Source organism: Dyadobacter pollutisoli (genome assembly GCF_026625565.1).
GTDB classification, from domain to species: Bacteria; Bacteroidota; Bacteroidia; order Cytophagales; family Spirosomataceae; genus Dyadobacter; species Dyadobacter pollutisoli.
In genome coordinates this window covers 1,091,140-1,109,771 of record NZ_CP112998.1, presented here as the reverse complement: position 1 = coordinate 1,109,771, position 18,632 = coordinate 1,091,140, and the positions used below count along the sequence as shown (strand labels likewise).

15 protein-coding genes are annotated in these 18,632 nt (G+C 42.6%); 7 read left to right on the top strand and 8 right to left on the bottom strand.

The window, feature by feature from the left end; all coding sequences use genetic code 11:
- The first annotated feature begins 129 nt into the window (after positions 1-129).
- Entirely contained in the window at positions 130-1,446 is a 1,317-nt protein-coding gene (locus ON006_RS04620; protein ID WP_267609958.1) for a UDP-glucose dehydrogenase family protein, read from the top strand.
- A gap of 404 nt (positions 1,447-1,850) precedes the next feature.
- Here the strand turns inward: ON006_RS04620 and ON006_RS04610 are convergent, their stop codons facing one another.
- From ON006_RS04610 to ON006_RS04585, 6 genes are all read right to left on the bottom strand, one after another.
- Positions 1,851-2,579: a pseudouridine synthase gene (locus tag ON006_RS04610; RefSeq protein ID WP_244825048.1), complete on the bottom strand. Its 729-nt coding sequence runs from the start codon at positions 2,577-2,579 to the stop codon at positions 1,851-1,853.
- Positions 2,580-3,311 (bottom strand): class I SAM-dependent methyltransferase, encoded by a 732-nt coding sequence (locus ON006_RS04605; RefSeq protein WP_244825046.1) that lies wholly within the window; start codon positions 3,309-3,311, stop codon positions 2,580-2,582.
- 48 nt (positions 3,312-3,359) lie between these two features.
- Positions 3,360-4,079 (bottom strand): DUF1361 domain-containing protein, encoded by a 720-nt coding sequence (locus ON006_RS04600; RefSeq protein ID WP_244825040.1) that lies wholly within the window; start codon positions 4,077-4,079, stop codon positions 3,360-3,362.
- Positions 4,080-4,245: 166 nt separating this feature from the next.
- Positions 4,246-5,520, bottom strand: a complete 1,275-nt coding sequence (locus ON006_RS04595) for a DEAD/DEAH box helicase (protein ID WP_310590228.1) — start codon at positions 5,518-5,520, stop codon at positions 4,246-4,248.
- A 193-nt stretch (positions 5,521-5,713) separates the two neighbouring features.
- Positions 5,714-6,076, bottom strand: coding sequence for a DUF779 domain-containing protein (locus tag ON006_RS04590; RefSeq protein ID WP_244825038.1), 363 nt, complete (start codon positions 6,074-6,076; stop codon positions 5,714-5,716).
- 6 nt (positions 6,077-6,082) lie between these two features.
- Positions 6,083-7,636, bottom strand: a complete 1,554-nt coding sequence (locus ON006_RS04585) for an aldehyde dehydrogenase family protein (RefSeq protein WP_244825037.1) — start codon at positions 7,634-7,636, stop codon at positions 6,083-6,085.
- Between the two features lie 191 nt (positions 7,637-7,827).
- Between ON006_RS04585 and ON006_RS04580 the strand changes: the two genes are divergently transcribed.
- Positions 7,828-8,754 (top strand): AraC family transcriptional regulator, encoded by a 927-nt coding sequence (locus ON006_RS04580; RefSeq protein ID WP_244825036.1) that lies wholly within the window; start codon positions 7,828-7,830, stop codon positions 8,752-8,754.
- On the opposite strand, the gene ON006_RS04575 is transcribed toward ON006_RS04580, so the two are convergent.
- Positions 8,701-9,222: a YdeI/OmpD-associated family protein gene (locus ON006_RS04575; RefSeq protein WP_244825034.1), complete on the bottom strand. Its 522-nt coding sequence runs from the start codon at positions 9,220-9,222 to the stop codon at positions 8,701-8,703. The genes ON006_RS04580 and ON006_RS04575 overlap by 54 nt on opposite strands.
- Before the next feature lie 35 nt (positions 9,223-9,257).
- Entirely contained in the window at positions 9,258-9,899 is a 642-nt protein-coding gene (locus ON006_RS04570; RefSeq protein WP_244825032.1) for a 3-keto-disaccharide hydrolase, read from the bottom strand.
- A gap of 194 nt (positions 9,900-10,093) precedes the next feature.
- Here ON006_RS04570 and ON006_RS04565 point away from each other — a divergent pair, with 194 nt between their 5' ends.
- From ON006_RS04565 to ON006_RS04545, 5 genes are all read left to right on the top strand, one after another.
- Complete coding sequence (locus ON006_RS04565) at positions 10,094-11,863, top strand: ABC transporter ATP-binding protein (protein ID WP_244825030.1); 1,770 nt, start codon at positions 10,094-10,096, stop codon at positions 11,861-11,863.
- A gap of 89 nt (positions 11,864-11,952) precedes the next feature.
- The gene (locus ON006_RS04560) at positions 11,953-13,353 is read left to right on the top strand and encodes a capsule assembly Wzi family protein (protein ID WP_244825029.1); all 1,401 of its coding nucleotides are present in this window, start codon (positions 11,953-11,955) and stop codon (positions 13,351-13,353) included.
- A 498-nt stretch (positions 13,354-13,851) separates the two neighbouring features.
- Positions 13,852-14,589: a tyrosine-protein phosphatase gene (locus tag ON006_RS04555; protein ID WP_244825027.1), complete on the top strand. Its 738-nt coding sequence runs from the start codon at positions 13,852-13,854 to the stop codon at positions 14,587-14,589.
- A gap of 211 nt (positions 14,590-14,800) precedes the next feature.
- Positions 14,801-15,628, top strand: coding sequence for a polysaccharide biosynthesis/export family protein (locus tag ON006_RS04550; RefSeq protein WP_244825025.1), 828 nt, complete (start codon positions 14,801-14,803; stop codon positions 15,626-15,628).
- Positions 15,629-15,665: 37 nt separating this feature from the next.
- Positions 15,666-18,065, top strand: a complete 2,400-nt coding sequence (locus tag ON006_RS04545) for a GumC family protein (RefSeq protein ID WP_244825018.1) — start codon at positions 15,666-15,668, stop codon at positions 18,063-18,065.
- The last annotated feature ends 567 nt before the right edge of the window (positions 18,066-18,632 follow it).

The window sequence follows — 18,632 nt, the reverse complement described above, 5'->3', positions numbered from 1 at the left end:
GATGGTAGCAGTGAACATCCGTTTAAAAAAATTACTTTTGCAAAGGCCTCAGTACCATAGACTTGGTAAAGTTCAATTTTTTAATCATAAATAAATACCGTAACAGCTATATAATAATCATCACATTTTATGAAAATCGCAGTTGTAGGAACAGGTTATGTTGGATTAGTGACTGGTACTTGCTTTGCCGAAACCGGCAATCAGGTTACTTGTGTTGACATTGATGTCAGAAAAATAGAACGTCTTCAAAAGGGTGAGGTACCTATCTACGAACCCGGGCTTGATGTGCTTTTTGACCGTAACGTGGCGGAAGGTCGTCTGGTATTTACTACGAATCTCGCAGAAGGCATTAAAGACGCCAAAGTAATTTTCCTTGCATTGCCAACACCTCCCGGTGAAGACGGATCAGCGGATTTGAAGTACATCCTTAAAGTAGCCGATGATCTTGGATACATATTGGATCAATACGCAGTGATTATCGATAAGAGTACTGTACCGGTAGGCACTGCTGAAAAAGTACACGCAGCGATCGTGAAAAATGCAAAAGTGGATTTTGACGTGGTTTCTAACCCTGAATTTTTGAGGGAAGGTGTCGCCGTCGAAGATTTCATGAAGCCTGACCGCGTTGTGGTGGGGACCTCTTCTGAAAAAGCTAAGAAGGTAATGGAGAAATTGTATGCTCCATTAGTGAGACAGGGTAACCCTGTCATATTTATGGATGAGCGTTCGGCAGAAATGACCAAATATGCAGCGAACTCTTTCCTGGCGATGAAAATCACTTTCATGAACGAAATTGCCAACCTTTGCGAAAAAGTAGGTGCCAATGTGGACGATATCCGTCGTGGTATCGGAACGGACAGTCGCATTGGTAAAAGGTTCCTTTTTGCAGGTATCGGATACGGTGGAAGCTGTTTCCCAAAAGACGTACAGGCTTTGGCTAAAACCTCCAAAGACTACAACTATGATTTCCGCATTCTCCAATCAGTAATGGATGTCAATGATGATCAGAAGAAAAAACTTCTTCCGATGGTTGAAACTTACTTCGAAGGTAGCCTGAAAGGAAAAACGATCGCTGTGTGGGGTCTTGCATTCAAACCTTATACGGATGATATCCGTGAAGCTCCCGCCCTTGAAAATATCAATTTCTTGCTCGAAGCAGGTGCAAAAGTGACGGTATACGATCCCGAAGCAATGAACAATGTAAAGGGTATATTAGGAGATAAAGTTACTTTCTGCCATACGCCTTACGCAGCTTTGGATGATGCTGACGCCCTGATGATCTTCACAGAATGGCCTCAGTTCCGTACTCCTGAGTTTGAGAAAATGGGTAAGTTGCTCAAAAATAAAGTAATTTTTGACGGAAGAAACCTGTATGAACTAGAACAAATGAAGGAAATGGGCTATACCTATTACAGTATTGGTAGGGAAAAAGTGATTCCAGCCTGAGAAAATTGAAAATATTGTCGGGATATTGAACACCTGCGATCGAGAGGCTTGTCAGTGACGGACGTGTACTACGTGCATTGTCAGGCCTTAGAGCTGGATGGTACGAATCAACTCCAGCCAGACATCACGAAAGCCAAGGAAATCCTGGGCCGGGAGCCAAAAGTTTCACGTCCGGAAGATTTAAAATCACATACGATTACTTCCGTAACTTACCTACTGAAAGGTTGTATGAAGAGTCTAGTCACAGAGGTGTTGAAGGATTCAGTGATAATAAGTAATAGAGATTTATAAACAAAACATCCAGCACATTGAAATCTGCTGGGTGTTTTATTTAGAGGAAATAGGCTCAATTTAAACATAGTGGCCTGATAAGTAAATAATTGTATAAAAAAATCGGTTCAATTTCAGAGCCTGAAATCCAACCTATCCTGAACATCAAATTGCAATTCGCCCAGGACATTTTGAAAGTCCGGTTGATAAGAACACTGTAATTTTAATTGATTGTGATTTCTTGGATGAACAAATTCTACGCTCACTGCATGTAGCATCATGCTGGTCATATCCAGATTATCCTTGAAGTATTTATTCTGCTTGTTGCAGCCGTGAGGGCGGTCGCCGATGATGGGATGGAAAATGTGAGCCATGTGCTTGCGGAGTTGATGCATCCGGCCGGTTGTGGGCGTCAGCTCCACAAGGGAGTAACGCGAGGTCAGGTGCTTGCCGATTGCAAAGGGCACTTCTGTTCTTTGCAGGGTTTTGTAGGAGGTAAAAGCCTGCTGAATGGTTCCGTCCTCCCGTTTTAAGGGATAGTCAATTTCACCACTATCTGGCGTAAAACCCCGGACAATGGCGTGATAGGTCTTATTGATTTCTCCTTCCTGAAACTTTTGCTGCATTAAGCTGTTCATTTCATCATTTAATGCAAACAAAAGTACGCCTGCTGTTTTTCTGTCCAGACGATGGACCGGGTACACTTTCTGACCCAGCTGATCGCGCAGCAGCTGCACCGCGAAGATATCTGTATCTGCTGCAATCGATGAGCGGTGGACTAGCAGCCCGTGCGGCTTATTGATAGCCACCAGCTCCTCGTCCTGGTAAATGATCGAAAGTGGGAAATATGGATCTGAGAGCACTTAAAAAATAGACAGGTCCTTTTCAGTTTTGGACGTAAGTACGGCGTAGGAACTCGGCTTGATTCCCAGTAAATATGGAAAAAACCGTAGAATGGCGAATTTCAATTTGGTCACAAATAAACCTTTGGGATTGTTCTTAAACAATGGCCTGATCACTTCTTCGTGATACAAATGACAAATGTCTTTTTTGACCTCTAAATTCTCTGACCGCAATAAAAACCGAAACAATGACGGCGTATAAATGTTTATGTGCCCGTAGGACAAGAAATGTTTCAGTTTCTTGTCTACATAAAATGAGAAATCAATGGGCACTTCAAAAATCTGGTTTTTGGATACTCTTTTGATCTCCCTTAAAAGCAATCTCTCGTGCTCGACGTGCTCCATCACGTGTGAGCAGATCACCAAATCGAAATGATCGTCAGGATAAGGTATTTTGTACCCGTCAAACAATAGAATGTCATTGAGACTCTTGATGTTTTTGGATTTGATCAGTCCGATGCCGCTCTCTGAGATTTCCACGCAGTTCATGTCCGGGCAAAAATCCCATTGTGATAGCCAGCTCAGTATACTCCCCTCTCCTGCCCCGACTTCCAGTACATTTTTGAAACTAATATTTTTGGTTAATTCTACGATGTTAAGCGCCTTATATTTGGCCCCGGTGTTGCGCCAGGCTACTGAACTTTCATCATATTGCGAGGAATAGGAATCCTTTACGTTGTCAGATATTTGCATACAATTATAAATAATGCGCTAAGCAAAAAAGCTGTTTTTGAGGGTAGTTTAACTCTTTCTGCTGTGTCTGATACGAAACCTGATGATCGCCCACAGTACCAGATACAGGATCCCTAGCAGCATTCCGATCTCCATACTGAATACCCACGCTGTACGGTCCAAAATGCTTTCAAAGAGGTTTTTAATGATCGCTTCCGGCTCGTGAATGATATCCCAACTGTTCATCCTTCTGACCCTGCCCAAATATACGCCAAATCCCGCCAGGGGCAGACTGATCAACAGCAGGATATTAGCTGTTCTTTTTTCAAAAACACGCCTCCATGAGCGGTGTATCCAGTAAAGTGAGACCAATCCATTGAAAAGGCTTACTTCCGCATAGGAAAAAAGCATAATGATGTCATGCCAGGTCAGATCTCGCTGATAATCAACCGTTAAATGCGCCAGATCGGTGATCATATAAGGCGCATTGGGCAGAAAAGCAATCCAGGTTACACTAAGCAAGGTGATGATGATGACATTGCTGTCGAAGCGCTTGGTCAATGTATCAGCCAGAAACGCGATAATCAGGGGTATCCAACTCAGAAATAAATTCCAGTCCAGCGAAAAATCAACAGGGGAATTAAAAAGAATGCGGATCAGATGAAAAGTGACAGCTGCGATACTCAAAAGCAAAAGCAGCAACAGCGAAAAAACGCCTTCCATAGTGATAATGGGAGGATCAGATACGCTAAACTTATAATTCCTTATCCAATCTATTAAACGGTCCAATAGTGATCAATTTAAGTTCATTCATGACGATTTAAATGCAAGGCAAATGAAAAGCAAAATCGGCACACTACATTCATATCATTGATTTCATTAAATAAAACATTGATATAATCATAATCACCTCTTATTCCCTGGCTGCTCACGTCTGACAAACTCTGAATTCAGGCTATGCCTGAGTAGGATTCTTTTGTTCTTTTTTAGGTTTACGTCTCTTCTGTTTTCCAGAAGGTTTGCCGGCAGGCCGGTTTCCCGGGCCTTTTCTGGGTCCTGAGGAGCGGAACTTTTTGGGTTCAAATACCGGCGGCTCACCAAGTCCCAGTTCCTGGGTAATGGACCTTTTCTCTACTTCTTTTTCAAAAAGCCGTTCTATTTTCAGAACGTATTTTTGATCTTGTTCATTGATAAAAGTGATCGCTGTGCCCTTCGACTCTGCCCTGGCCGTACGGCCAATGCGGTGCACATAATCCTCAGGATCGCGCGGAACGTCATAATTGACTACGTGGCTCAAATTGTCAATATCTATACCGCGTGAAAGCACATCTGTCGCGACGAGCACAGGAAATTTTCTATTTTTAAAATCCCTCAGCACAATTTCACGATCCGCCTGCTCGGAATCCGAAGAAATTCCGTGAGCGCCCATTCCTAATTTGCGCAGCGAACGTACAATGGGCTCTACTGTCGACTTCCGTGAAGTAAACAAGACCATACTTGTTGTACTTTGTTCCTGGCTCAGTAAATGGAGCAGCAATGGCAATTTTTGTTCGTCTTTGGCCATATAGAACTGCTGGTCGATGCGGTCAACAGGTCTTGAAACGGCCAGCCTGATTTCTTCCGGATTTTGAAGGATCCGCTTAGCCAGCTCTCCTATTTTAGAGGGCATTGTTGCTGAAAACATCAACGTCTGACGCTTGGTGGGCAGAAAGCTCATTATTTTAAGGATATCACCCAAAAAGCCCATATCCAGCATCCGGTCAGCTTCATCGAGCACCAAATGTTTCAGATCACTAAAATTGACATATCCCAGCTGCAAATGAGCGATCAGGCGTCCGGGCGTAGCAATGATAATGTCCGCTCCTTGGGTCAGGGCTTTTTTCTGCTGATCCCACTCCGGCCCTTTATTTCCTCCGTACACAGCAATGCTGGTAGCTCCGACAAAATAGCCCAGCCCCTGAATTTGCTGGTCGATCTGAACGGCTAGTTCACGCGTAGGAACAAGGATCAATGCGCCGGTATGGACATTGGTTTCGTGGGCTACCTTATCAAGAATGGGGATCAGGTATGCGGCGGTTTTGCCGGTACCGGTCTGGGCACAGGCCAAAAGGTCTTTGCCACTCAGAATGTAGGGGATTGCTTGCTCCTGGATAGGTGTTGCCTGCTGGTAATTCATGGAATCCACGGCGCTTAATACGTCTTCGTGGAGTTCAAATTCATTAAAATTCAAAATTCAGCTTATAAAGTCCGCCAATCCTCTGATTAACAGACGCGTTAAAAATGCGCTGACTTTAATTTTCCCAGTCAGCAAACCGCTTGATTTGAACAAATATAACAAAAATCGACTGGAATGAAAAGTGGGACGGAAAACATGTGGGCAAATATTTGGCCCTTCATGCTCCCCACCCCGAAAAGTCAATGCGTCATTCTACCGGCGAAAGCTCACTGGCCTCCTGATCTGTATAAAGTCTGGACTTGGTGATAAAACGGATCCCCAGTGGAATTTCCAGCGAAAAACTTGACCCGCGTCCAGGTGTGACATCGATTGTAAGCTGGGTATGTTTCCAGTATTCAAACTGGTCGCGACTCATGTAAAACCCGCAGCCAGCGATTTCCCCCAACAGCACATCACTATCCGATGTCCGGAACTCTCCTTTGGGAAAACACATGGGCTGCGAGCCATCACAACAACCGCCACTCTGATGGAACATCAGCTCACCATTCTCTTTTTGTAGTTTCGCTACTACCTTTTCAGCCTCTGGCGTTATCAATACCCTGCTCGTCATAGCTGATCAGAAAAAGCCCAACTTATTCTTGTCATAAGAAATCAGCATGTTTTTGGTCTGGCGATAATAACCGAGCATCATTTTGTGGTTTTCACGACCGAAACCGGATTTTTTATAACCCCCAAATGGCGCATGTGCCGGATAGGCGTGGTAGTTATTGACCCACACCCTACCCGCCTGAATAGCGCGAGGCACCTGATAAATCTCGTGTGCATCACGCGTCCACACGCCCGCGCCTAGTCCGTAGAGGGTATCATTGGCAATGGCAATGGCCTCCTCAGTGGTTTTGAATGTCGTGACGCAAACCACCGGACCGAAGATTTCCTCCTGGAAGATCCTCATTTTGTTATGTCCTTTAAATATAGTGGGTTTAATGTAGTAGCCACCCGAAATGCCATTCTCGAATGTCTGCGCGTCCCCACCAGCGAGCACTTCTGCTCCTTCTTCTTTACCGATTTTAAGATAGGAAAGGATTTTCTCGTATTGATCATTGGAGGCCTGAGCTCCCATCATGGTGGTACTATCCAGCGGATGACCCATTTTGATGGCATTGGTACGCTCAATGACCCTACTGATAAACTTGTCATAAATACTCTCATGAACCAAAATACGCGACGGACAAGTGCAAACTTCACCCTGGTTGAGCGCGAACAAAACCGCTCCTTCAATGGCTTTGTCAAAGAAGGCGTCGTCCTCGTCTGCCACCGACGGAAAGAATATGTTTGGTGATTTTCCACCCAACTCCATAGTGACTGGTACCAGGTTGTCTGACGCATATTGCATAATAAGCCTTCCCGTGGTGGTTTCACCGGTAAACGCCACTTTGGCAACTCTTGGTGAGGAAGCCAGTGGCTTGCCTGCTTCTACCCCAAAGCCTGAAACGATGTTGAGCACACCAGCCGGCAGAATCTCACCGATCAGCTCCATTAGTACCATAATGGATGTAGGCGTCTGCTCAGCGGGTTTCACTACCACGCAGCAACCTGCGGCCAAAGCCGGAGCGATTTTCCAGGTAGCCATTAGCAATGGGAAATTCCATGGAATGATCTGGGCGACAACACCCAGCGGTTCATGCAGATTGATGCACACTGTGTTTTCATCATGCTCGGAAACACTACCCTCCTCAGCACGTATTACGCCGGCAAAGTAGCGGAAATGGTCCACGCAAAGCGGCAGGTCAGCAGCCCGGGTCTCCCTGATCGCCTTACCATTGTCAATCGTTTCCACAATGGCCAGGTATTCCAGATTGTCTTCAATGACCTGGGCAATTTTTAAAAGTAGATTGCTCCGGTATGTTGCAGCTGATTTACTCCAAGCTGGAAATGCCCTGTGGGCTGCGTCCAATGCATTTTCAATATCTTCTTTGGTGGACCGGGCCGCGCGGGTAAAAACCTGGCCGTCCATTGGTGAGACGTTTTCAAAGTACTGCCCTTTAACGGGTTCTACGAATTTTCCATCTATAAAATTTCCATACTTTTCTTTAAAATCAGGGCGCTTTGCCAGATTTTCATTGACCTTAGGTTTGCTTTCAATTGTTGGGTTTTCGGTGATCGTATCCATAAGTTAAAGGTTAATTTTAATGATTAATGAATACAAACCTAGCCTGATACCACGTTAATCATTGGTACGATCGTTCCAGATTATAGGATAAATATCTCATTTTATCAAAACATAATTATATTTATCTCAGAGGCATTAACTTGCAAAAGCATTGGTTAAAATTGCGGTTTTCATCTTGATATTGGGTAGCTATGGCAGCAGGTTATAAATTAAATCAGGTGGCGTTATCGGGTGAAAAGTCCCTGAAAACGCTGGTCGAAAACCGCCGCGCGTTTACACTGGAAAACTGCGAGTTAAATTTGTTTGAAACGCTCCAGCCCTCACTACTGGTCCCGCTCACGTTTTCAGATTTTGTGATCACCAGTATGTTGCGGGGTAAAAAGGTCATGCATCTCTTTGACCAGCCGGGCTTTGACTACCTGCCCGGAGAGACTGTGCTGGTACCGGCCAATGTCACGATGAAAATTGATTTCCCGGATGCTAACCGTGACAATCCCACGCAATGCATCGCGCTGGCATTAGATCAAAATAAAATTCAGCAAATTGTAGACCGGCTCAATGAGGCCTATCCAAGGGAAGGAAAACATCAGTTCTGGAACCTGCAACACAACCAGTATCATTTTCTCAATAATCTGGAACTGGCCCAGACCTTAAACAAACTGATCCATATTTGTTCGGGCTCCGCGCTGGGAAAGGACATTCTGGCGGATCTGACCTTACAGGAACTAATCGTGCACATCATTCAAACCCAGAACCTGGCAGCAGTAGAAGATGGTGCATATTTTCATGATGACAGCCCGCTCGCCTTTGTGATCAGCTACATCCGGGCCAATATCAGCGAAAAGATCCAGGTCGATGAGCTTAGTGAGAAGGCATGCATGAGCCGCACTTCCTTTTACCGGGCTTTCAAAAGAGAATTCAGTTTGAGCCCCCTGGATTTTATTTTAAAGGAAAAGATTAAAAAAGCGAAGCATTTGCTCTCAGAGAGCAAAGCCAGCATTTCAGATATCTGTTACCAGCTCGGCTTTTCAGATCTAAACTATTTCGGCAGGCAGTTCAGAAAATCAGAAGGCATATCCCCCAGCCAGTACCGTAATGTAAGTAGCAACGACAAGTAGGCCTTTGACCTTCAACCGGTCGATCATCATAATGGCCCTGTCTATCCTGATCTGAACGGATTTCGCTCCGGATATATAATGGATAATCGCTCTTTGCATACTAGGCAGACTGGCGTAGAAAAGATGCTTCCCCTGCGGATCTATTTCGAGCAGCTCAGTTAGTTCTTCGGGCATATCCCTCCCAAATTCACTGTCGTCCTTCCAGGCCTGGACCGAGAGTGTCTGCCCTAAGACAAATTTCCCTTGCTGACGAAGTGGCGCGCCGACGTTAATGTAAAACCTTCCATCACCCTTGGGCCGGATAGCGCATTGAAATTCAACGGTGTCATCCAATCTGCAACGTATGCGCGCTGGTCTTCGCCCCTGCACAAAGTGCTGAGCGGTCTGGTCAGGTACCATGATATAAAATACGCCTCCCTTTCCAGGAAGGCGCTCCAATATGGCTTCGAAATGTAAAGTGTTTTCCATAAATCAAAAATGGAAATGATATTGGCAAAAAACGATTACTCCGTTAAGGGTCTGACCATAATGTCTTTGTATAGTACAACGCTCTTAGGATCATGGGCCTGCAGAGCAAATGTACCGGACTTTAAGAATTTGTTTTTCATGTCCCCCTCCCTTTTGTCAACATCTGCTTCCTCATAGTCCACCACCACTTTATCATTGATTTTAATGGTAATGTGCTTGCCTTCTACTTTGATGTATTCTGTATACCATTCGTTGTCTTTGGCGTAAGTTTCCTTTACATCTACCACATTATATAAACTTCCCGTTCTTTTGTAGTCAGTATGCGATTGGTTAACCTGCACCTCGTAACCTTGCGAAGGCCAGCCATCTTCCTGATAGGCTGTATGAATAAAGATTCCGGAATTTGCGCCAGGCTTGGTCATCACCGTGGCTTTGAACTCAAAATTTTTGAACATATGATTTTTGACCGGACCATCATAAAACAAATGCGCGCGGGGGCCTGCTACCTGAATATTTCCATCGACAATGGTAAACGAGCTTGCATTGGCCCCAATTTTCCAGCCGTCAAAGTTCTTTCCATTGTAAATAGAAATCCAGCCGTCCTGAGCGCTCGCCGAATTGAATGCCATCAGGCTTAACAAAAAAATAATACTTAGTAACCCAATTCCTTTTTTCATAAAATGTTCGGTCTTGTTAGTGAAAATGGTGATCATGTCTTGTGATGATTTTCAGAAAGTAAATCCCTAATACCTTAAAAACTACTGCTAATTAACGAACTATTAATAAAGCCTGCATCTGGCCATCAGTCAACCACGCGTGCTAGCCAGGATTATATTATTGCGGTATCTTTGACAGCCTGAAAGATTGAGCCATGAAGAACCCCTATATATCCCTTTTAGCCACCGCCTGGCGCTACGCCCGTCATCAACGCAGACGTTACCTACTTGTTTATGGTATGTTCGTGATGGCCAATATTGTGCTGGCCATGAACCCACTATTGTACGGCTGGTTTATACAGTCATTTCAAAAAGATCCCGACGCAGCCCTTGACAATGTATGGCTTTATGCGGGTGGTTATTTTGCATTGATGCTGGCCGAATGGGCTTTTCACGGTCCTGCCAGGATCATGGAGCGCAAACTGGCCTTTGATTTGAGCAAAAATTTCCTGGATGAAATGTACCATCAGGCGCTACATCTGCCGATCAAATGGCATCAGGACCATCACAGCGGAGCGACCATTAACCGGATCAGGAAGGCCTATGAAGCGTTAAGGGATTTCTTTCAGAACGGATTTATGTTCCTGCATGCCTTTGCCAAATTCGTCTTCTCATTCATCGCTATTCTATGGTTTTCACCCATTTTCGGAGCCATTGGCGTTTTGATTGGCATCATTAATGTGTGGGTCATTTTTAAATTCGATAAGCCCTTCATCAAAGCACTCGACGAAACCAATGAAAAAGAGCACATTGTTTCTTCAACCTTATTCGACAGCCTTTCCAACATCATTACTGTTATCACATTGCGCCTGGAAAAACGGATGAAGATCCGTCTGATGGGAAAGGTTAGCGAAGTATTTCCTCCCTTTCGCAGGTCCGTATCGATCAACGAATGGAAATGGTTTGTCGCCAGCGTATTTATCGCAATTATCTACATTGTCGTGACCGTTGGATATGTATACCAGCATTACATTCCCGGCCAGGTTTTCCTGGTGGGTGGGCTGGTGACTCTTTTAAGTTATGTGAACCAATTCACCAGCGTATTTCAGGACATTGCGTGGCAGTATACCGAAATTATCCGTTATAATACCGAGGTACAAACAGCCAGGGTCATCGGAGAGACCTACGAGCAGCAGCATCGCCCCGAAGCCTCCCAGGACCTCCCATCCAACTGGAATGAAATTCATATCAGCAATCTGAATTTCTCCCACGGTGAAACCTACGACAGTCAAAAAGGGGCCCATAGCCTGCACAGCCTTGACATTCGTATACGGAGGGGCCAACACGTGGCTTTTATAGGAGAAAGCGGAAGTGGGAAAAGTACATTGCTGGCTCTCTTGCGGGGCCTCTACCAACCTGAAGAAGGCACCGCAGTGAGCATCGATGGCCGGTCTGCTGATATTGCTATGCTCGCCGATCAGGTAACCCTTTTCCCGCAAGACCCGGAAATATTTGAAAACAGCATTGAATACAATATAACACTGGGCCTGCCTTTCGAAGAGCAGGATATTTTGCAGGTATGCGCAACTGCCCATTTTGCGGAGGTAATACAGAAACTACCAAACGGGCTACAATCCAATATCCAGGAAAAGGGAGTAAACCTTTCAGGTGGTCAGAAGCAAAGGCTGGCATTGGCGAGAGGAATTCTGGCCGCCCGAAGTAGTGATATTGTACTGCTAGATGAACCGACCAGCAGCGTCGATCCTAAAACCGAAGCATTGATTTATGATAATATGTTTGCAGAATTTTCCGGGAAGGCGGTAATCTCCACCCTACATCGCCTCCATCTGTTAACCAAATTCGACTACATATATATCCTCCGTGACGGGCATATTGCAGATGAGGGTACATTCGCCGACCTCCGCAGGAATAGTACAGTTTTTCAGGACTTGTGGAGGCACCAGGAGGCGCTTGCGGGGAAGTGACTAACGGCGAATTGTGCTATTTTTATATTCCATTACTGAATACTTGATTTGAACATATTATATTTGAAGTTGGAATCTTACTCAACCTAATGAAAAAAATATCACTTACGCTCTTCTTCGTTTTGTTTCATTTTTGTGTTTTTTCACAGACTCGATACTTTAGGACGAACCTGAAGGGTATAGCCTCAATTACTTCCGACGATCAAGTTCCTTTTTGGATGAGGAGTATACAATACGGAAGTATTCCTCTTACCGGCCCATCTGTAAGCCTGATAGGTTCAATCCACAAGGATTATGATACTACAAAAGCAAGATTTGCAGATTGGGGCGCTGGAATTGAGGGTAGACTAAATGCAGGCAAAGGTTCAGAAGCGATTCTCGTAGAAGGTTATGCCAAGGCGAAACTCGGAGTTATCGAGTTAAAAGGTGGCAGGATGAAAGAATTTTTCGGTCTTACCGATACTCTTTTGACAACAGGAAATTACGCCATGTCTGGCAACGCGTTAGGCATCCCAAAAATTCAAATCGCTATACCCGAATTCTATCCCATCCCTATTTTTGGAGAAATATTTGCGATTAAAGGATTGTACGCGCAAGGCTGGCTGGGAGATAAAGGAATTCAGTTTAAAAGAATTGATCATGCAGTAACATACTTCCATCAAAAGGCATTCTACGTAAGAATTGGTAAGCCTGAATGGCGACTGAAGCTCTATGGTGGTTTCAACGACCAAGCCTTCTGGGGGCATGAGGCTGAAATATTCGAATCTTTCATCTTAACAGGTTGGGAAAAATACTGGTCTGTGGTATTTGGCAAAAACTGGGCTCAAAGCAAAGTTGGAAACCACGCCGGCAACATTGATTTCAGGATAGATTATGATTTTGATAATATTAGAGTTGGCGTTTACCGACAGAATTTCTACGAAGTCGGAGGACTTTATCACTTAGCCAATATCGCTGACGGAATTAATGGCTTAACTTTGCAGAATAAGGCGCCTCATGTAAATAATTTTTATTGGAAAAGGTTTGTGTTTGAGTTTCTTTACTCAAAAAATCAAGCAGGTGAAGCGTGGTCTAAACCGACAACAACGGGCAATGAAAACTATTTAAATCACGACCTTTATACCGAGGGTTGGTCATACAAAGGTCTAGGGCTTGGCACTCCGTTCATTACGCAGGCTGGTAACGCTGCGCCAGGCCAATATTCAATTGACAGAAATTTTTTTATTAATAATAGAGTGGCAGCTGTCCACCTGGGGATGGATTTGTCATTTGGACGATGGAGCTCACTTGCAAAGTTCTCCTTTTCTAAAAACTTTGGCACCCACGACACAAGGCTATTTAAAGAAGTTGATCAATTCTCCGCTTATTTAGACAATCGAAGAAAACTGAAAAACAACTGGGAGGTTGGAGGCACACTGGCTTTCGATTACGGGAAATTGCTTAATAATTCGACGGGCCTAATGTTCGTAGTTTCTAAGTCTTTCAATTAATTGCGCCAGAGGCTCCTTATAGATAGGCGACTTGCGTACGCTATACAAGCAAGACAAACACGACACTCATCTAACAATATTTGTTCCAGTTAATAGTTCTTGAAATATTAAAAATTACTCCGTTTCCCGTACACGAAAAAAAACTTCACTAACCAACTCAGAATAATGCTACAAGAAGCTCATATTTCTCAGCTAAAATTCAAACTGTTTCGAAGAAGATGGCGAGCAATTCCATTCTGCTGAGTGGCTTAAAATTAGGAAAATGCAGTTAAGAGCTGGTTGCATATGAGTTTTGATTGACATTTTAACTGCTGCTCCATACAGGAATGGTACAAAAGAATAGTGCAATTTTCCTCTTTTCCCCTTAACGATAAATTTTCCACATAAGATTCTGCAATGCCTACTTTTTTTTATATTAAATTTGCACAACTTTACGAAAAACAAAATTCCGGCTTCATTTGTGTGAAACACGTTTAGTCACAAAAAAGCCAACGCAACATGCTCAACTGGTTATTTGACACAAAGAAAAAGACAGAAGTTAATCTGGGTCATATCGGAATAGACATACATTCCCATATTCTTCCTGGTATTGACGATGGCGTTGAAACGATTGATCAGGCTGTAGCAATGGTTCGCAAGATGCAGGATTTGGGTTACTCGCATGTCGTTACAACGCCCCATGTGATGTGGGATTGTTATCGAAATACGCCGGACATAATTCTTGAAAAACTAGAAGAAGTGCGTCGCGCATGCCTTGTGGCTGGCGTTCACGTTCAAATTGACGCAGCGGCCGAATATTTTATAGATGAGCATTTTAACGAGCTTCTCTCCAAAAACCAAGAACTTCTAACACTGCCTGGAAATCGGTTATTGGTAGAATTGCCATATTCAACCCCTCTACTTAATACTTCCGAAAACCTATTTTCTATTATATCAAGAGGCTACCAGCCAGTATTAGCACATCCGGAACGTTACACCTATTTTTATTCTGATCCCTCAATTTATAAAAAGTTAATCGATCAAGGCTGCGAACTACAAGTAAACATCTTGTCACTAACTGGTTACTATGGTGAGAACATTGCTAAGATGGCCGAGTGGCTTTTAAAAAACAACTTGATAACATTCATTGGCACTGACGCCCATAAAATACAACATCTTGAAATGATACAAAAGGCAAATAAAAACAACTGGCTGACCAAATACTCATTTGGAAATAAAAAACTTATAACTATTTAATGATGCTAATTGAATTTATTCTATATTTGTCCAGACGAACGAATATTGAATAATTGCACATAACTAAGAATATCAAATAAAGCTTGGTGCCGTGTATCATCATCGTAACGTCTTCAAAAAATTTGGCAAGATTCTATTCTATTGTAAAATTTTAGCTATACCAGGCAAAAGCAGCCATTTATATTCAACGTTCTTACTACATCATTTGTTTATGAAATTTCACCCCAAACAATTAACAAAGATTTCCCTCGGCGCAACGTTAGTTTATTTAGCGATTTTCGGGGGAGCTTCCTCATGTATATCCTCAAAGTCAATTGTATATTTCCAAGGCGATTCTCTGCAATTTTCTTCCCAAAATATTACTCAGAAATATACGCCTACAATACAGGCAAATGATATTTTATCCATCATAGTCGGAAGTTTAAATTCTGAGGCTAACGAAGTATTTAACACCCCAAATGTCTTTACGACAGCTAGTACAAACTATTCGACAACTGCCGGCGGAGCAAGAGTACAGCCTTTAGGATACCTTGTGAATTCAGATGGTTCTATTGAGATACCTCTGGTTGGAAAGCTTAATGTTCAGGGGTTGCGGACTACCGACGCTGCAGACTCAATACGGGTGCGCTTACAAAACTTTCTTAAGGAGCCGTCCGTGATCGTTCGTAATCTCAATTTTAAGGTGTCAGTTTTAGGTGAAGTGGCTCGACCGTCGATATATGTGATTCCTGACGAAAAAATAACATTGCCTGAGGTTTTGAGCTTGGCAGGAGATCTTACAATCTTTGGAAAGCGTGATAATGTGATGGTTGTGAGAGAAGAGGATGGAATTAGAAGTTATGCAAGAATTGATTTGACTAAAAGAGACATTTTTAATTCCCCTTATTACTACGTTCATAAAAACGATATAATTTATATAGAACCGATAAAAACGCGGATCAACGCCACCGATAGAAATGTTCAATTAGTTCCTATAGTTACCTCTATTGCAGCTGCTGTGGGGACACTCGGCATTTTAATTTTGAATTTCACTAAATAGGAAGTCGATTCACTTCATTATAGGAGGTCTACAAATCATGAATGGTCAAAACTCAACAATAGCATCTACCGATTTCTCCAACGAGGATCAGGACTTCAGTCTTAATGAATATATAGGAAGATATCTGAGGTACTGGTATTTATTCCCTATATTTTTATTCTTGTCATTAACCTTGGCGTTCTTCTATCTTCAAATAACACAACCCATATACAAGACAAAGACAAGCATCTTAATTAAGGATGAAAATAAAGGTCTAAGCGGGGCTCAAGGAGATATTTTATCGGAGCTAAGTACCCAATTTGGAGGCAATAAACTTGTTGAAAATGAATTAGAGATTATTAAGTCTCAAACCTTAATGGAACAAGTTATCAAAGAACTTGATCTGGATGTATCCTACACTGCCAAAGACGGATTGCGTACAGTAAGTCTCTATAAAAGGAGTCCTGTAAATATCAAGGCAGAAGTGGTGACGCCGTTTGCACTGGAAGAGCCATTAGTTATTCATATGGAAGACAGTACCCACTTCCGGTTCAATGATGAAGACAAAATCTTTACCTTTAATCAGCGATTTAATAATGCCTGGGGCGCTTTTGTAGTTACTAAGGGGGTTGGTTCCGATTATGAAGATGTTTCTGTCAAATTCACGGATGCCAAAAATCTGGCAGAAAACATGCTAAATCGCTTATCGGTAGAGCAACCGAATATTAAAAGTACGGTATTAGAGCTGAATTACGAAGACTCAGATATTCAGCGATCAAAAGACGTGCTAAACAAACTGTTGGATGTATACGTACAGTCATCTTTGGCCGATAAAAATAGTGAAGCAAGCAACACCTTAAAATTTATCGAAAACAGGCTGGGCCTGATAACAGGTGAGCTTGGTGATGTTGAAAAGGATGTTGAGTCTTACAAAACGAATCAAGGAATTACCGATATTAGCGCCGAGTCACAGCTATTTCTTGAAAATATCAAAGAAAATGACTCGAAGCTTAATGAGGTTAATACAAAAATCAGCATTCTTGAAAGCGTTGATAATTATATTCAAAATGCAGGAGAAGGTGCCGTGGCACCAGCTACCTATATGATCGATGATCCTGTGCTTGTCTCGCTTCTTACCAAATTCAACGAGCTCGAACTACAGCGGGAACGATATGCTCGTACCACTTCACCGAACAACCCTTTACTTCAGACAATTAATACTCAATTAGCGGGCACTAGGCAATCAATTCGCGAAAACGTTCAAAACCTTAAACGTGGGATGGCAGTAACCAAGAGAAATCTTGAAGGAATTAACACCAGATTTTCCGCAGGTTTAAGGAGTATACCAAAAAAGGAGAGAGAGTTTGTTGGAATTAAACGACAGCAGTCTATTAAGGAAGAGCTATACCTCTACCTGCTTCAAAAAAGAGAAGAAACTGCGTTAGCGTATGCCTCTACGGTTACTGACAGCAGATTGATAGATGCACCAATTGCTACTTTTAAACCTATAAAGCCACAAAAACTTTTTATATGGTCTGGAGCTATGGCAGCTGGCTTGATAATTCCATTTCTTCTTATTAACCTTCTTTACATGTTGAACAACACAGTTCAACGTAGGGAGGAGATCGAAAAAATAACTCATTCATCAATTCTTGGAGAAATAGGTGAAATGAAAACGGTTGTGAAAGGGCAACCTGGTGAAGAGTCAATCATTAAAATGACTAGTAGGGGTGCTGTCGCTGAGCAATTTAGAGCATTAAGAACAAACTTACAGTATCTGGGTGATGGAAGTTGCCGGATTCTTATGTTAACCTCATCTATCGGAGGTGAAGGGAAAAGCTTTGTTAGTATTAATTTGGCTGCCAGTTTAGCATACTCGGATAAAAGAGTATTGCTTATTGGTCTTGATTTAAGAAAACCGACGCTTCATGAACGATTAATGGTTCCAAATAAATTCGGAGCGTCGAACTGCTTGATTGGGCAAGGGCATTATGAGGATTTCATACAATCGACTGGTGTCCATCCAAAATTCGATGTTTTGACTAGCGGCCCTATCCCTCCAAATCCCTCAGAATTACTAAGCAATGGGAAATTACCTATCCTTTTGGGTCAATTAAGAACACAATATGACTATATTTTGATTGACTCGCCACCATATGGACTTGTTACTGATTCTGCGCTTATAGCTGAACATGTGGATGCAACCCTCTACATCGTCCGTTTTAACTACACGTTACTGGATCATTTGAAAAGAATTGGAGACTTACAAAGAGCACGGCGCTTCGCAAACCTTTCCGTAATATTTAATGGAGTTAATTACGGTGCTGGATATGGATATGGTTATGGATACGGTGGATATGGATATGGTGGATACGGATACGGCTATTATTCGGAAGAGTCTGATAACAAGAGCCAAAACGTCGGTTCAAAGCTAAAAAAGCTCTTAAAACGAAATTAGACATATGATGAGCCTAAATGACAATAAATCAAATAGGTTCATCAGTCTGAATAATGTTCTGCCTCGACTTTTTCCATTGACGAAGAAAAACTAAAGTTAATTACCAATAAAAAACTTACTCAACGAAAAATTATGAAAATCCGCTCTCTTTTAAAGCTTCTCGACAGACCTGGATTTGTGTTTTCTTCAACATTTAATTTGGTGTGAATAGCAGACTAGGGTTCTTGGATGGTTTTGCTCAGTTTCGCCCTTAATAAATTAGCATCTGCGCTAAGTAGGTCAATTGTTTTGCCGACTTACTTTTAATGCAGAAATCATCGCTAGCGTATAATATCGCAGCAGACTAACAAAGTTTGTCTTGGTAGGTACCTAACTATACTCCCAAAGCGCTGTTTTACGAAATTACTATTTCATCTGCTTGAAGGTTAATTCATTTTGGTGAAAAAATATACAATTGGGTAAAATGCTTTGAGTCCGATTAGTCAACTTTTCATCTAACATTAGTTTCCCAAAATTACTTTGGAGATATATTGATAGAGGACCTATCAAATATGAGGAAACAATCAT

Excerpts from the sequence above, each read along its gene's own strand:
- ON006_RS04620 (WP_267609958.1), top strand. The coding sequence starts at position 130 with ATGAAAATCGCAGTTGTAGGAACAGGTTATGTTGGATTAGTGACTGGT.
- ON006_RS04605 (WP_244825046.1), bottom strand. The coding sequence starts at position 3,311 with ATGCAAATATCTGACAACGTAAAGGATTCCTATTCCTCGCAATATGAT.
- ON006_RS04590 (WP_244825038.1), bottom strand. The coding sequence starts at position 6,076 with ATGACGAGCAGGGTATTGATAACGCCAGAGGCTGAAAAGGTAGTAGCG.
- ON006_RS04585 (WP_244825037.1), bottom strand. The coding sequence starts at position 7,636 with ATGGATACGATCACCGAAAACCCAACAATTGAAAGCAAACCTAAGGTC.
- ON006_RS04580 (WP_244825036.1), top strand. The coding sequence starts at position 7,828 with ATGGCAGCAGGTTATAAATTAAATCAGGTGGCGTTATCGGGTGAAAAG.
- ON006_RS04575 (WP_244825034.1), bottom strand. The coding sequence starts at position 9,222 with ATGGAAAACACTTTACATTTCGAAGCCATATTGGAGCGCCTTCCTGGA.
- ON006_RS04570 (WP_244825032.1), bottom strand. The coding sequence starts at position 9,899 with ATGAAAAAAGGAATTGGGTTACTAAGTATTATTTTTTTGTTAAGCCTG.
- ON006_RS04565 (WP_244825030.1), top strand. The coding sequence starts at position 10,094 with ATGAAGAACCCCTATATATCCCTTTTAGCCACCGCCTGGCGCTACGCC.
- ON006_RS04560 (WP_244825029.1), top strand. The coding sequence starts at position 11,953 with ATGAAAAAAATATCACTTACGCTCTTCTTCGTTTTGTTTCATTTTTGT.
- ON006_RS04555 (WP_244825027.1), top strand. The coding sequence starts at position 13,852 with ATGCTCAACTGGTTATTTGACACAAAGAAAAAGACAGAAGTTAATCTG.
- ON006_RS04550 (WP_244825025.1), top strand. The coding sequence starts at position 14,801 with ATGAAATTTCACCCCAAACAATTAACAAAGATTTCCCTCGGCGCAACG.
- ON006_RS04545 (WP_244825018.1), top strand. The coding sequence starts at position 15,666 with ATGAATGGTCAAAACTCAACAATAGCATCTACCGATTTCTCCAACGAG.